Raw genomic sequence first — 15,491 nt, forward strand, 5'->3', positions numbered from 1 at the left:
TTGCAATAATATAATAAGAAACAAAAATAGTATATTGATAAGATAAATCAATATCAGTTAACTTATTTTTAACATACAGAGATACAAGCAGAAAAAAAGTATTAAATATTACAAACTGGGGCCTAAAGCCTATGCTGTAATCAGAAACTTCATCCGAAAAATAGTCTGCATGTCTATCGTCACCTAAAAAATCTAAAAATACTGATGAAAAGTTTAAAAAACCATAATTAAAGTAAGATAAAATTATAGAAAATAAATAGATAAGAATTAGTAAATTAAAAGTTCTAATTTTACTCATGATAACAGAAGAAATAAATATTAAAATTGGTATAATTGAGGTCAAATGAAAAGCTAATGACAAAAACATACACAATAAAATTATAATATTATTTTTCTTACCAAGCCATAAAGAATAAGCAAGTAACAAAAAAGCTAAAGATACACCTTGCCTGATTACATTAATACTCATACTTAAATAAAAGAAAAATGAAATGCATGCAAAGAAAGTAATAAGAAGATTTGATTCGAATTTTTCAGTATAGTTCTTTAATGATTTGTAAGTAATTATATAAAATAAGAAGGATATTAACAAAAGAAAATAAGTATAACCCAAATTAAAATATCTTAGAGTCGAAGCAATTAAACCGAATAAAATACCATCACTAAAATTCAACTCAGATGTTTCATTCCAAAGTATATCAAAATAACTAACTGTATCAGCTCCTACATCATATTCCCTGAGACCCACAAGGAATATTAAAAAAATTAAAGGTAAAAAAACTAAATATTGACCTAATTTATTCTGTAGTAAAACATCCTTCTTAATTTCAGAAGATAAAGCAGAAGCCAAGACCAAGCAGGCTGTACAAAAATAAATTAAATTGTATAAATTTAAAAAAGCAGTATTATCAATTAATATCATTAGAAATACTATCCATATTATTATACAGGGCTAAAAGTTCGACGGATTTTTGTTTTATATCAAACCCCCTCTTAGCAAGCACTTCGATATCACTACCAAACTGATTGCTTACTGGATTTATATATTCAAACGCTTTAATCCATCCTTCAATGTTATTTAAGTCTTTAAAATCAATTAAGTTTACACCCAGATCAACTTCTTTTGATATCTTAGAGGATATTATAGACTTTAAACCAATTGCTTGACTTTCCACCAACACCACTGGAAATCCTTCATGTAATGATGGCATTAACATGACATCAGCACCAGCCATTAAGTTTGGTATATCATCTCTAATACCTAATAAATACACATTTTTATCTAAAGTGTAATCTTGTATCATTTGCCTAATAGGGTTCTCTAAAGGACCTTGACCTACAATCAAAAATGTAAAAGAAATATCTTGCTCCTTTAATTTTCTAGCAATTTCTAACGAAAATCTATGGTTCTTTACCTCACTTAACCGGCCAACTTGAATAATTTTCAATCCTTGAATATCATGTTTAATGCTTTTCCAATAATTTTTATTTTTTTCTGCTATTTGTCTATATAATTTTAAATCAATAGCATTATTTAATAACCAAACATTTTCTGTTGTCCCAAATAAATATTCCGCTGCTTCTTTACCACAAGCTATTTTTTTTGTTGATAATCTTTTATTTAAATATACTGCAAATTTTTCATATAAAAAAGCTAGAACTCCAAATTTACCATTACTCGTATTATGCGAATGTGAAATTCGATGCTGAATACCAGCCCTTTTTGCTGCTAACAGATGAAAAGCATTACTTAGCAACATATGTGCATGTACAATTCGATATTCAGAATGTTGCTTTAAAAAACTGGTTAGCTTAAACATACGTTCAATTGGATTCTCGGCAAGAATTGGAAAAATTCTGCCACCCAATTCTTGAATTTCATCATCATAATCACCTTGTTGAGTCGTAAATTTAATAAAGTCAAATTGAACTTGGGTACGATCAATATGACGATATAGATTCATAAGCATAGTTTCTGCACCAGCACGATCCATTTGACCAACTATATGTAAAACTCTAATCACTAAAGATTCCTACCCATACATTTTTAAAATTTTCGGTATTAAACTGATTTGCATTCCTGACAGGAGTTTTATATATTCAGGATTTTGCTATTGTTATATTGCAGCTGCAAAACCAGTCTCTTTATGTTCAAATTCAACAACAGTTCAATATTTATTCGAGCTATTTAATGCTAGTTTTTATTAGAAATCCTTATTATCCAGTATTAAAAATGATGTTCTATCGAATAATCGACCAGCTAAAACATCAACGATTCAAGAAAACTCTAGAATGAATCTAAGCTTATCAATTTAAGTATCCGTTACTACTAAAATATCACTTTATCTTTGATTTTAAATAACTTTTAATCAATTTCTTATGCGTTTTTTCGATACCTAAACCATATATTAGCGAAATTACTACTAAAGTTTCTAACACAAAAACGGTCAAAAATCCAACAAAACCACGTAAAACAACAAATTCAGCTATCACCTTGAGGGCTAAAATAATTGCACCAGTCGTAATCATTATATTAACTAAAACATTCCTTAAAAATTGAGATAGATCAAAATCAGTGATCAGTTTTTTTACTATCCATAAGTTTAAAAATGATGCTAATGCAGTATTAATGACATAAATAATATAAGCATAATAATAATTAAAACCAAATTTAAATAAGACATAAACCAATGGAACGGATAACAGAATAAGAGTACCAGTTAAAATACTAAATTTTTTCAAATTACCAGTAGCATGAATTAACATAACAATTGGATAAAAAATCACCTCAATTAAACTAGAAATTAGTACAAAAATAGTAATGACTTTAGTATAAGCAGGTGGAGATCCCAGCCAAAATTTTAGAATATAATCAATATTAAATATAATAGGAGCACAAAATATCAACATAAAATAATAAGAATATTTTGCCGAGTAAAATGTTAACATATTCATTCTATCAACATCATAATCAGCATAGCTACGCATTAATTGAGGTTTAACAGCAACCGATAGATTACTAGATAAGCTATATAAAGCTGCATTAATTTGATAACTTATCTTTATACTTGCCACTGCTATCAAACCAAAAAAGTTATTCATCAAGAGCATTATTCCCTCGACTTTAAAAACCACACAAAAATTTAAATACAATTCCCAACCAATAAAATTTATTATTTTTTTTAAAAAATCATTATCTATATAAAATTTAATCCTTGCTTCAACAATATTTAATTGACTATAAATTACATAAGTTAATCTTGTCAAAAATACTATACAAACAAAACCTGACGCATAATATAAAAGCTTATCATGAGTAAAAAATATTAAAACATAAGCCAATAGTAACTTCAAAGTTACATCAAGTATAGAAATCAAAGCATATATTCCAAATTTCTCTTTCGCCATTAATATGGATTCAAATGGAATAGTAATAACCAAAATAAATAGCGATATTATTGATAAATGAAAAACTTGCATGGAAATATTTATTTTTTCAGCAGGTAACTTAACAAATGAACCAATTATATAAGCACCAAAAATTTCAATTAATATGCAAAAAAATAATGCAATTAAAATATGTAGAAAAAATGCTGTAGAAAATATTTTTTGAATATAAGGTGTAGTACCTTTCCCCATCTCTATATTTAAGAACCGATTTGTTGCATTTGATAATGCAGCCTGAAAACATGAAATTAATGCAATAACTCCTGCTATTGTCCCATAAAGACCAAAATCCTCTACTCCAAGATTATTTAATAATATTCTAGTTGAATATAAGTTCAGAACAACCGTAACCAAAAGCCTAATATACAAAGCCAATGTATTATTTAAAATTTTTTTATTTTTAGACATAATTTTAAATCAACTTTTAAATATTCAAACATATAAAAAATTGCTTTATTTAATTTTTGCAAAACCAAATAAACTGGCCTATGATTTCGAAAATTTTTTTATTTTAATATGCTTGCCTGTGAATTCCTTATATGACCTTACCAGCATTGAATTCATAATTAATCGATGGTTGAGTAAATTTTACACCATTTTATCTAATGTATTTTTAATTATATTAAAGAAATCATACAATCAATAAAGTGCTGTCACTAAATACAATACTGTAATTATTGTAGATTAGAGAATTTCAATCCTTTTTCATCATATCCTGCTTGTATCACATATACAAATACTACGTCATGTTGATGCCACGTTTATACTCTTGGAATGTAGTTCGCTTGCACTATCGTAAAAAATTATAATTGCACTGTATAATTTGATGTATTAGTATATTTATTAAACAATCTCAATCACTCCCCAAAGATTGAAATATATTTATAATTTACAATAGTTTATAGGGGTACAGAGTGAAATTACTACAATATATTGGCCTTTTAGGGTTCACACTCAGCACTGTCGGTTGTGCTCTAGCACCAGGCCTTCAAACTTACAATTTACCTGAACAAGGTGTCTATCAAACTGAACTTGGTAGTACAGTGCATGTCATTCAACTCAACCAAAATACTTTACGTGACTTAAATCAAACTTCAAACAACGATCTACAAGATTATTCTAGCTTATTTCGCCACTCCCAACTCTCATACAAGTTGAGTCCAGGCGATATTCTATCCATTTACTTGTGGGCTTATCCTGAAATTACACCTGCAGCGAGTAATGTTTCCAGCGAACAATCGGTTCAAGCCAATGGTTATCAAATTGATCAAAGCGGCTATATTCAATTTCCCATGATTGGGCGCTATAAAGCTGCTGGAAAATCACTCCCTCAAGTGAATCAAGAGTTGCGTAGTCAACTCTCTGGTTATTTAAAAACACCTGATGTGATTGCGCGTGTCTTGTCTTATCAAGGCCAGCGTTATTCAGTCCAAGGCAATGTAATGAGAGGTGGGCAGTTCTTTCTGAGTGATCAGCCCGTCAGTGTCTATACCGCTCTTAGTATGGCTGGTGGGATTAATACACAATATGGCGATAACACCTCTATCACGTTGGTACGCCAAAGGCGAACTTACAAGTTGAATAGTATACAACTCGAAAAATCTGGTTATTCATTACATAATTTGCTTATCCAACCCAATGATACACTCTATGTAAATTCTAAAGAGGATCAGAAAATTTATGTCATGGGTGAATCTGGCAGGAATCAATCTTTGCCCATGCGTGATCAAGGCATGACCCTAAGTGATGTTCTGGGAGAAAGCCTAGGCATTGATTCAAATACTGCAAGTGCAAAACGAATTTATGTACTCCGTAGTGACCCGAAGCAGCAACAAACTGAACTGTATCATATGAATTTAATGAGTCTTGGTGATTTCGGTTTAGCCAATCAATTTAGAATGCGTAGTAATGATATTGTTTATGTTGACTCTACAGGCTTAGCCCGTTGGCAACGTATCATTACCCAAATTTTACCGTTCTCTAATGCTTTGTATAATATTGATCGATTGGGAACTAACTAATACATATTCAAAATATTCTTATTATGGGCTGTATTGGAAATATTTGTCCTTGTCCGATGGCAAAATACGTTTCCAAGCAGAAATTTCTTCAATTGCATATTGGACAAGCATAGCCGTTTCCCAAAGGAAAAATATTTCGTTTGGGTTCCTGATAAGGTAAAAATATTTCCAATCCTTACCAGCGTGAACGAGCCGTTTTTGATGACACCGGTCAACTTATACAAACCTGTATAAGTGACTGAAAACAATAAATTTAACCCATAGATAATAAAATTATGAGCCAAAATACCAATAAAGTAGAAACAAGTGATTTAAAAGAACTATTTTTTTCACTCATCGCTCAATGGAAACTGATTGCGTTATGCACCATCTTTAGCTTGGGGTGTGCACTGCTTTATTTAAGAGCTACACCTAACACTTATGCAGTGAGCGCTTTAATTCAGGTGGAAGACAGTAAAGGGGCTGGTACCGCTGCCTTACTCGGTGATTTATCATCCATGGTAGATCAAAACTCACCGGCTCAAGCTGAAATCGAGATTCTAAAATCGCACTTAGTACTCGGAAATGTAATTCAACATCTCAACCTAGACTTACAAGTCTCTGGCACAGAAAACTCATTTTTCGACCGTTTACTCTCTCCACACATTTATAAAACCCAGTACAGCACTCAATCTGTCCTGTTTAAAGATAACGAAAAAGCATTCGAAATAACACAATTTAAAGCCCCAGAAAACTACGAAGATCAAAGCCTTGAACTTCGCTTCACAGATCATCAATTCAGTTTAACAGATCCCAAAACTGAGCAAGTCTTGCTTACAGCCAAGGTCAATCAACCGAATAGCATTCGTACTGCTGATGGCGTGTGGAATATTACGATTCACACTCAAGATCAACTCAATGATACCTATCTCATTCAGAAACAATCTTTACCTGCCGCAATAGATAATATCCTCACCAATTACTCAGTTGCAGAAAAAGGCAGGCTCACTGGTATTCTAGGACTCAACTATCAAGGCACAGATAAAGAGCATATTATCAAAGTACTGAATGCCATTTTAGTCTCATATAGCCAACAAAATATTGAACGTCGTTCTGCAGAAACCGCACAGACACTGAAGTTCTTAGATGAGCAACTACCTGAGCTAAAACAACAACTTGATGTTGCAGAACGTGAATTTAACAAATTCCGGGAAGAATACAATACGGTTGATGTTACCAGAGAGTCTGAGCTTTATCTTACACAAAGTATTAACCTTGAAACTCAGAAAATCGCCCTACAACAAACACGTGCTGAATTGGCACAGAAGTACACAGCAGCACACCCTGAAATGAAACAAGTTAATGCTCAACTTGAAGCAATTAACAATAAAATTAATGAACTCAATACAACACTTAAACAATTACCCGACTTGCAACGCCGCTATTTACAGTTGTACCGTGAAGTCGAAGTTAAACAACAACTCTATACCAACTTATTAAATTCTTACCAACAACTGCGTATTTCCAAAGCAGGTGAAATTGGCAATGTTCGTATTGTCGATACTGCAATCAAACCAATTAAACCGATTTCACCTAAAAAATTACAGATTTTAGTTTTATCTATTTTCTTAGGTGCTTTCTTCGGTACACTTTTAGCCTTTCTACGCAACTTGCTACGTACAGGCATTAAAGATGCAGCTCAAATTGAAAATGTATTAAATCTGCCTGTGTATGCAACTGTTCCGCATTCACCTATACAAGAAAGCCATAGTAAACTGCTTGAAAAGAAGAAACATATTCCTATTCTTGCAGTTAAAAATAGTGATGATATTGCGATTGAAAGCTTACGCAGCATGCGTACCGCTATTCAATTTGCGCTCAATCATGCACCTAACAATATAATTATGATTTCTAGTCCAGCACCAGAACTAGGTAAATCCTTTATTGCCACTAACCTCGCAGTTATTCTAGCGCAAACCAATAAGCGTATATTGTTGATTGATGCTAACCTGCGTCGTGGACATTTACACCAATATTTCAATCAAGATAATCAAGCAGGTTTAGCAGACTTTTTAAAAGGTCAGCAGCCTCTTGAAAAGATTATCAAACATACAGAAGTTGAAAATCTATCGTTCATTACATGTGGTGAAAGCCCAGCAAATCCTTCAGAGTTATTAAGCATGGAGGGCTTTAAAAATCTACTCGAACAGCTCTCTGGTCAATTCGATCATATTATTATCGATACACCACCTATTTTGGCGGTGACCGACAGTATTATCATTTCACAATATGCAGGTGTGAATCTTGTGATTGCACGTTATGCAAAAACCCAAATGAAAGAGTTAGATCTTGTTATTCATCGGTTTGAACAAGCCAATACCAAAATTACGGGGATTATCATCAACGATATTCAACGTACTGTAGATTCACATTATGGCTATAACTATGCTTATGATTATAAGAGCTCGAAAAAAGTTTAATTTATTTTCAAAATCCATTCATAGAAAGAACGAGTATCATGCTCGTTCTTTCTCACTTATATAATCAAATCAAGTGCAACATAATAATCGAATAAAGTTGGATAGATCCTCCATCCCCCTAACCTCTTCTAATGCTCATTTATGCAGAATATTAAACGATCCTCAATCAATATGAGAATCAATTAAGCCACTTTACCTGTGACTAAAATTTTAGTCATGCGTATTGCCTAATAAAGCTTTCAGTAAACCCTGAGTCGAAGCATCAAACTGTGCAATATCCGTTTGCTGACCATTCAGTACTGGCAATAACTGATTGGCAATTTCTTTGCCTTTTTCCACGCCCCATTGATCAAAGGGATTAATATTCCAAATCACCGATTGCACAAACACTTTATGTTCATAGAGTGCAATGAGCATACCTAAAGTTTTTGGATTCAACTCATTCACCAATATTGTTGTGCTTGGCTGATTTCCCTCATATTTTTTATATTCAGGTAGATTTTCTACCTCATTCTCACACAATGCTTGATTACCAAAAGCCAGTAATCTTGATTGTGCCAAACAGTTGGATAGTGCCAAATGATGTTGCTCAATAAGAGCCTCGGCATTTTCCACATAAGTGAATTGCTTGGCATTATAACGCTGTACGGGTGCGATAAAATCGCAACTCACCGCATGTGTACCTTGATGTAACAACTGATAAAACGCATGCTGTGCATTCGGACCCACCTCTCCCCACACAATCGGGCAAGTCGAGGATTCAACTTTTTGATGATCACGTTGTAAAGACTTACCGTTAGATTCCATCTCAAGTTGCTGTAAATACGCAGCAAAATATTTCAATCGACCATCATAAGGCAGAACGGCATGGGTTTGCATATTCAGATAGTTGGTATTCCACACCCCCAATAAGCCCATTAGCACAGGAATGTTTTGCTCAAACGGTGCATTTTGAAAATGCTGATCCACCAAATGTGCACCTGACAACAATGCTTTAAAGCCGTCAACCCCAATTTGCAAAGCAATGGGTAATCCAATGCAAGACCAAAGTGAATAACGCCCCCCGACCCAGTCCCATAATAAGAACTGATGATCAGGATGAATCCCCCAAGCCGTCATTTTTTCAGGTTTAGTCGACACGCCAATAAAATGACTTTTTAGAACACAATCACGTTGCCCTAAACTTTTCTCCAGCCATTGGCGCACAGTTTCCGCATTCGATAAGGTATCAATCGTTCCAAATGATTTGGAGGAAATAATAAACAAGGTGGTTTCAGGTCTTAGCTGATGCAAGAGCTCTGAAAGCTGGCTGCCATCCATCGTCGAAACAAAATGTACATTTAAGGGTTTCGCTGTTTGGACTTTAAAATCAGATAAGGCATGAGAAACCATCAAAGGACCCAAATCTGAGCCACCTACCCCAATGTTTACCACATCTTGAATGACTTCACCCGTCACGCCACGATATTGCCCCGCATGAATTTTTTCGACCAAATTAAACATCCGATCTAATTGTTCATGCACTTGCTGAGATAATTCTGGGAAAACTTCAGAATCTTGAGGCAAGCGCAAAGCCCAATGCATCGCTGCACGTTGCTCTGTGTAATTAATGGCCTCAACGGAGAATAACCGACTGATCCAAGCTTTTAATTGTTTTGCTTCTGCTAATAAGAACAATGCCTTTATCACAGGCAAATTGACACGGTGCTTACTAAAATCGAAAAGTAAATCTTCACAACGCAGACTGAAGTTTTCAAAGCGTTGTGCTTGTTCTGCAAAAAGCTGGTTCAAATGAATCGACTGCATTTCTTCCGCTAACTGATGTAGTTTTTGTTCAGTAGAAGGAAATGCTTGCTTAGGAAAATTTTCGATATTTTCTCTCATATTCGACCAACTCCCTCATATGCAAAACCCTGCGCTTTGACATATAGAGGATCATAAATATTACGTCCATCTAGAATAAGTGGATGACGCATCAATTGCTGTAGTTTTTTATAATCAGGGCTAGAGTATTGCTTCCATGCGGTGATCACACATAAGGCATCCGCACCTTGAACTGCATCATAAGCATCTGTACACAAAGTTAAATCTTCACGATGACCATACTGTTGATATATTTCTTTCAGCGCTTGTGGATCATGAAGTTTAACCTTTGCACCTTGTGCCCAGAGTGCATTCAGCATGGCATGAATTGGGGAATTATGAATACTTGACGTATTTTCTTTGAATGATGCTCCCCAAATTGCAACAATTTTATTTTTTAAATCCGAATGGTAATAATTCCAGAGTTTACGAAATAAAATTTCTTTTTGCTGCTCATTGATCTCCAAGACTTGCTGCAACAGACGGCTTTTTGCACCACTTTTTGAAACTTCACTGGATAATGTCAAAATATCGTGAGAAAAATTTTCGCCACCAAAACCGGCTCCAGGTGCTAAATAAGCCGAGCCTATTCGCGTATCTGCCCCCATCCCCTGTTTAACATTGGCAATATCAATACCTAATTTTTCAGCCACCATTGCCAAATCATTGATATAACTGATCCGAGTCGCCAACATGCCTGAAATACTCAGTTTAGTAAATTCTGCATCTAGAATCGGCATGAACAAATATTGATTAGTTGTACTAAATATCGGTCGTAATAATTCTTCAACCAAAGTTTTAGCTTGTTCTTCTTCCACCCCCACAATGATCTGCTTCAGATGAAGTACACTATTGATGGCATTACCTTCTTGAATCACATCAGGTAAATAAACCCAATAATCTTGAGGCGAAATCTCACTAAGCTTGTTCGTACCATTTAATCCAAAAGTTGCAGCATTGATCATCAATCTTGGATGAATAATCGGTTTCATAGCCAATGCTTTAAGGGCCTGAACCGCGAATCCAATCTCAGTTGGGCTATAACAAAAGAAATAAACATCTACATCTAAAGGAAGTTCAACGACAGAACAATAAAGAAGATGCCCAAGTTTATGCTGTCGATTAAGACGAAAATTGACATCTTCATCTAAATACTGAACCCTTTTCTGATGGGAATGCTCATTATTTTTATGACTGCACCAATACACTTGATTGCCATATTCGGATAACAATACTGCCATGACACCAGCATTCAGTGTCGCACCTAATATCGCAACTTTCATGATTCACCTACAAAGCTTATTTTTATTCGACATTCAATTCGGCAATCAACTGCTTAAATTCATGTCCTAATTTTGGATGAGCAATGCCATAGTGTAAAACTGCCTTTAAGTAGCCAAGTTTGCTTCCACAGTCAAAAGTTTCCCCTTTCATGCGATAGGCTTCAACAACATCAGTGGTCTGCAACATGGCAATCGCATCTGTTAACTGGATTTCATTGCCTGCCCCTTTGGGGGTCTGCTCTAAGAGCTGCATAATTTTTGCAGGCAGAATATAACGACCCACCACAGATAAATTCGATGGCGCAGTTCCAACCGCAGGTTTTTCTACAATGCCCTGCATGGCAATACTTTCACCTTCTGCAGGAGATTTAGCTACATCCACAATACCATATTGATCCACCATGTGATCAGGAACTGCTTCAACCATAATTTGTGCAGCTTGTGCAGTTTCATAACGCTGAATCATGCAGGCAAGATCATTTTGATCCGATTTTTCTTTGACCAAAACGTCTGGCAATAAAACTGCAAAATCATCATTACCAATAATACTCTTGGCACACAGCACAGCATGACCCAAACCTAACGGTTGCGGTTGGCGTACACTTACAACACTGACGTGCGCAGGTAACATTTCAGTAATTTCTTTTAGAAGATCGGTTTTATTTTTTTGTGCCAATGTTGTTTCAAGTTCAAAATTTCGGTCGAAATAGTTTTCGATCGGTGCTTTAGATGCATGGGTCACTAAAATAATTTGTTCAATCCCAGCTTGAACCGCTTCACGCACCACATATTCAATTGCAGGACGGTCAACCACCGTGACCATTTCTTTAGGAATTGACTTACTTGCAGGTAAAAAACGCGTACCTAAACCAGCAACAGGTAAGATTGCTTTTTTAATCATGAAATTGAACTCGAATCATTACTAAATTTAAGACTTAACTTGATCTTCAGATTTTTTTGGTGCGTTACCTTGAAATAAAGAGGGGCCAACATGACCAGGGGCATTAATCCCTTCACGCTTTGCCATCACTGCAACCGTTCTAAACATAATTTTAAAATCGACTAAGGTGTTATGGTGATCGACATACCATACATCACACTTAAATCGTTCTTCATAATCTAACTCATTACGCCCACTGACTTGTGCAAGCCCAGTCATACCCGGTCGAACTTCTAAGCGACGTGCTTGTTCTGGTGAATAAAGCTCTACAAAGTCTTTCAACATTGGTCGTGGACCGACAACGCTCATGTCACCCTTTAATACATTAATGAGTTGTGGCATTTCATCTAAAGAAGTTGAACGTAATTTTTGCCCAAATGGGGTAATGCGTTTTTCATCGGGCAGTAAATTGCCATCCCGATCATACGCATCTTTCATAGAGCGAAATTTAATCATTTTAAAAAGTTTGCCATTTTTACCAGGACGTTCTTGGCAAAAAAAGATTGGTGACCCCAAATTTTTTCGTACTTTATAACTAACAATGAGGAAAATTGGAGACAATAATGTTAGTGCAATTAATGATATAACGATATCAACCAGTCTTTTCATTGCTATCTTACTCTGTTTTTTCAACTTTCTTACGTAGAAACGTATTATAAATTTTACCTAGCAGATTCGCTGGCATAAGTCTAAATGTAGACCGTACAATGAAGTACATATTAGCATAAAACGGTGACTGTATTTTTAGTTGTTTTTTTAAATCTAGTAACTGTTTTTCACTTTTAATATATTGGAAACCTTTGCGACGTCCATGCATGCCGTTATCTATTCGGGCATAAACAAGCACATCTGGCAAATTACTAATTTGGTAGCCTTTTGCAATAACTCTTAAGAACAAGTTGTAATCTTCCATCCAATAATGATGTTGATAACCGCCTACGCCCAGAATTTTAGATTTACGATAAGCAATCGTCATATTATTAAATGGACTTTGTCTTTGAGCATAATTTATTAAGTCTTCGTTGCTTAAAGGCACTTCGCGTTTCCCTGAAGGGTTCGAAATGTCTTCTGCAAACTCTAAAATTTGACCGCCAACAATGACAACCTCTTGATGCTGTTCTAGAAAGTTAACTTGTTTTTCGAATCGATCTGATACGTAAATATCATCTGTATCAACAATACAGACCACTTCATAATTACATGCTTGTAAACCGATGTTTTTTGCCTTCCCTGTGCCAACGTTTTCAGGCAATTTAATGATCTGTAACACATCACCTAATTTAGCTTTCCACATTGCAATAATGCGGTCTAAATCGGATGTCAAAGGGCCATCTTCTACCAAAATAATTTCGGTCGGCTTAAGTGTTTGTTTGTCCCAGATACTTTGCATACATGCGTCAAAATGAGCAGGATTTTCTTTATGGTAAATAGAACTTAAGGCTGAAAACATAAACTTATCCTTTAAATACCTTATCAATCCACATTTGCAATATTTGCTCAGGTTGGTAGTTTGCGGCATTTAATAAAGAATTTTGCGAAAATTTCTGTAATAAATCTGGGGATGATGCCAATTTCAAGATTGCATCAGCAAGCTTTTGGACATTTTGATCTTCAACCAAAAGGCCATTTTTATTTGATGAAATAACATCACTTGGTCCATAAGGACAATTATACGAAACTATTGGCAATCCAAAACTCTGTGCTTCGATGAGTACCATCGGCAGTCCCTCATACTTAGAGGACATCACAAAGAAAGCTGACTGCTCGTAAACTTTTTGTACGTTTGAAGTAACACCCTTCAGAAAAACGTTTTGAAGCGAATTCTGTTCAATATAATCAGTTAAACGCTGTAAATGCTCCCCTTCACCATAAATGTTCAATTTCCAATCTGGAATTAAGTTATAAATTTCTTTCCAAGCTTTTAACAAGTGAATATAGTTTTTCTGATCAGTTAAACGTCCAATCGTTACGATCTCTTTACTCTCATTATTTCTATGTTCGTAAACTGGAAAGGGGGAGAAATTAGGGATGACAAAAACATTAGAATGAAACTGGTCAAATTCAACTTTATCATTTTGGGTCAGCGTTACCACTTGATCAATTTTTCGATATAGCAGTTTACTTAAAATTTGTATTTTTTGAGGACGACTGACAAAAGAAACATGTTCTAGAATCACTAATTTCTTTATATTTGGAACAAAAGCACATAAAAGTGACAGTTTCCCCATATTATGGACAATTACTATATCGTAAGCAGAAGCAGAAATATGCATCTTAAGCTTTTTGTAAAACTGAAATAAGTTACCAGTCAAAGCCATTACATCTACATTATCAGCAACTGGATAAGCCGTATTATTTTTAACGGACTCTCTATTCAAAAGAGTAATATCATAATCAGAGCTTACCGCCATCTTGTTTGCTAACTCAATAGCCACACGCTCAGAACCAGATTTATTTTTTAAAGAGTTAATTATAAAAAGAACTTTCATGAAAATTATCCCTTTAAAAGTAATTTAGAAAATATACGTTTATACAAATATTGAGTTTGAAATCTAGACTTACAAATTGACATAATTAAAAATATAAACATTTTAAAAAATTTTTTATGCCCTTTAGCCATAAAAGCTTTTTGTAAAAGAATATTCGATTTATCAAAATTTTCTCTGTATCCAGAGTATTTGTTTAAATATTCTTGTACATTAAGTGAGGTAAAATTATCTTGACCTGTGGTGACTCTCATTTCATAAAGTTCAACTACATAATTTGACATTAATCTTTGATTAAAACCGATTGTAGAGGTCGTATTACCATCACGAATACGTACAGAATATTCAAAACTATTCAAATTAGTAAAAAGTAAGCCTAAAGAGTGCATTCTTAATAAGAAATCATAATCCTCAGCTCCAGGAACTTCTCTATAGCCATTCAACTGATTATAAACTTTACGCTTGGCTAACCAAATATGAAGGACTGGCGAAGCATACTTAATTGTTTTATTAATTATTTTATCTTTAATAGGCATTTCTTGTTTGCCAATAATAATATTATTAGGATCTATAGTATTTACGTGACTACCAACTAAATAGTATTGCGGATTTTTGATTAAAAAATCTAATTGTTTTTCCAATCTTTCTGGAGCGCTAACATCATCACCATCCATTCTAGCAATAAAATCACCTTTCGCTTGTTCTAAAGCAAAATTTAATGTTTTTACAATTTTTGAATTTTTCTCATTTTTAAAAAGCTTAATTCTCGAATCAATCTTTACTAACTCAGCAACTACATTGTAAGTTCCATCAGTCGAACAATCATCAACTACAATAATTTCAATATTTTTATATGTTTGATTACAAATGGATAATACAGCCTCCTGAACAAAAGCTTCCACATTGTAAACTGGTATAAGAATACTGATTAAAGGTAAATTAGATGACATTTTTTTTACCACTCAAAGCTAAAATAGAAGCAATAGTTAAAG

At 34.2% G+C, this 15,491-nt stretch carries 12 protein-coding genes; 2 read left to right on the top strand and 10 right to left on the bottom strand.

Going from position 1 to position 15,491, the window contains the following annotated elements; genetic code table 11:
- From DCO44_RS16150 to DCO44_RS16160, 3 genes are all read right to left on the bottom strand, one after another.
- A partial coding sequence (locus DCO44_RS16150; RefSeq protein WP_133243166.1) for an EpsG family protein occupies positions 1 to 922 on the bottom strand: 922 nt, incomplete at its 3' end.
- On the bottom strand, positions 909 to 2,024 hold the full coding sequence (locus tag DCO44_RS16155; protein ID WP_171304995.1) for a glycosyltransferase: 1,116 nt from the start codon (positions 2,022 to 2,024) through the stop codon (positions 909 to 911). The genes DCO44_RS16150 and DCO44_RS16155, both read right to left, overlap by 14 nt.
- A gap of 313 nt (positions 2,025 to 2,337) precedes the next feature.
- Positions 2,338 to 3,855 carry a lipopolysaccharide biosynthesis protein gene (locus tag DCO44_RS16160; RefSeq protein ID WP_116763675.1) on the bottom strand — a complete coding sequence of 506 codons (1,518 nt, stop codon included), beginning with the start codon at positions 3,853 to 3,855 and terminating at the stop codon, positions 2,338 to 2,340.
- 506 nt (positions 3,856 to 4,361) lie between these two features.
- Between DCO44_RS16160 and DCO44_RS16165 the strand changes: the two genes are divergently transcribed.
- Both DCO44_RS16165 and DCO44_RS16175 read left to right on the top strand, forming a co-directional pair.
- Complete coding sequence (locus tag DCO44_RS16165) at positions 4,362 to 5,468, top strand: polysaccharide biosynthesis/export family protein (protein ID WP_116763676.1); 1,107 nt, start codon at positions 4,362 to 4,364, stop codon at positions 5,466 to 5,468.
- A gap of 275 nt (positions 5,469 to 5,743) precedes the next feature.
- On the top strand, positions 5,744 to 7,927 hold the full coding sequence (locus DCO44_RS16175; RefSeq protein ID WP_116763677.1) for a polysaccharide biosynthesis tyrosine autokinase: 2,184 nt from the start codon (positions 5,744 to 5,746) through the stop codon (positions 7,925 to 7,927).
- Positions 7,928 to 8,137: 210 nt separating this feature from the next.
- On the opposite strand, the gene pgi is transcribed toward DCO44_RS16175, so the two are convergent.
- Genes pgi through DCO44_RS16210 form a run of 7 tightly spaced genes read right to left on the bottom strand, consistent with a single transcriptional unit; the run spans position 8,138 to position 15,449 of the window.
- On the bottom strand, positions 8,138 to 9,811 hold the full coding sequence (gene pgi, locus DCO44_RS16180) for a glucose-6-phosphate isomerase (RefSeq protein WP_116763679.1): 1,674 nt from the start codon (positions 9,809 to 9,811) through the stop codon (positions 8,138 to 8,140).
- A complete protein-coding gene (locus tag DCO44_RS16185) occupies positions 9,808 to 11,073 on the bottom strand; it encodes a nucleotide sugar dehydrogenase (RefSeq protein ID WP_116763681.1) in 1,266 nt (421 codons plus the stop codon). The genes pgi and DCO44_RS16185 overlap by 4 nt, the downstream gene beginning before the upstream one ends.
- A 22-nt stretch (positions 11,074 to 11,095) precedes the next feature.
- A complete protein-coding gene (gene galU, locus DCO44_RS16190; RefSeq protein WP_116763682.1) occupies positions 11,096 to 11,974 on the bottom strand; it encodes a UTP--glucose-1-phosphate uridylyltransferase GalU in 879 nt (292 codons plus the stop codon).
- A 27-nt stretch (positions 11,975 to 12,001) separates the two neighbouring features.
- Positions 12,002 to 12,622, bottom strand: a complete 621-nt coding sequence (locus DCO44_RS16195) for a sugar transferase (RefSeq protein WP_116763684.1) — start codon at positions 12,620 to 12,622, stop codon at positions 12,002 to 12,004.
- A gap of 7 nt (positions 12,623 to 12,629) precedes the next feature.
- Positions 12,630 to 13,463 (bottom strand): glycosyltransferase, encoded by an 834-nt coding sequence (locus DCO44_RS16200; RefSeq protein WP_116763686.1) that lies wholly within the window; start codon positions 13,461 to 13,463, stop codon positions 12,630 to 12,632.
- 4 nt (positions 13,464 to 13,467) lie between these two features.
- Positions 13,468 to 14,502, bottom strand: coding sequence for a glycosyltransferase family 4 protein (locus DCO44_RS16205; protein WP_116763688.1), 1,035 nt, complete (start codon positions 14,500 to 14,502; stop codon positions 13,468 to 13,470).
- A 5-nt stretch (positions 14,503 to 14,507) separates the two neighbouring features.
- Positions 14,508 to 15,449, bottom strand: a complete 942-nt coding sequence (locus DCO44_RS16210; RefSeq protein ID WP_116763690.1) for a glycosyltransferase family 2 protein — start codon at positions 15,447 to 15,449, stop codon at positions 14,508 to 14,510.
- Positions 15,450 to 15,491: the final 42 nt, after the last annotated feature.

The sequence above is a fragment of the Acinetobacter sp. AM genome (assembly GCF_003105055.1).
In the GTDB taxonomy this organism is placed as follows: Bacteria; Pseudomonadota; Gammaproteobacteria; order Pseudomonadales; family Moraxellaceae; genus Acinetobacter; species Acinetobacter tibetensis.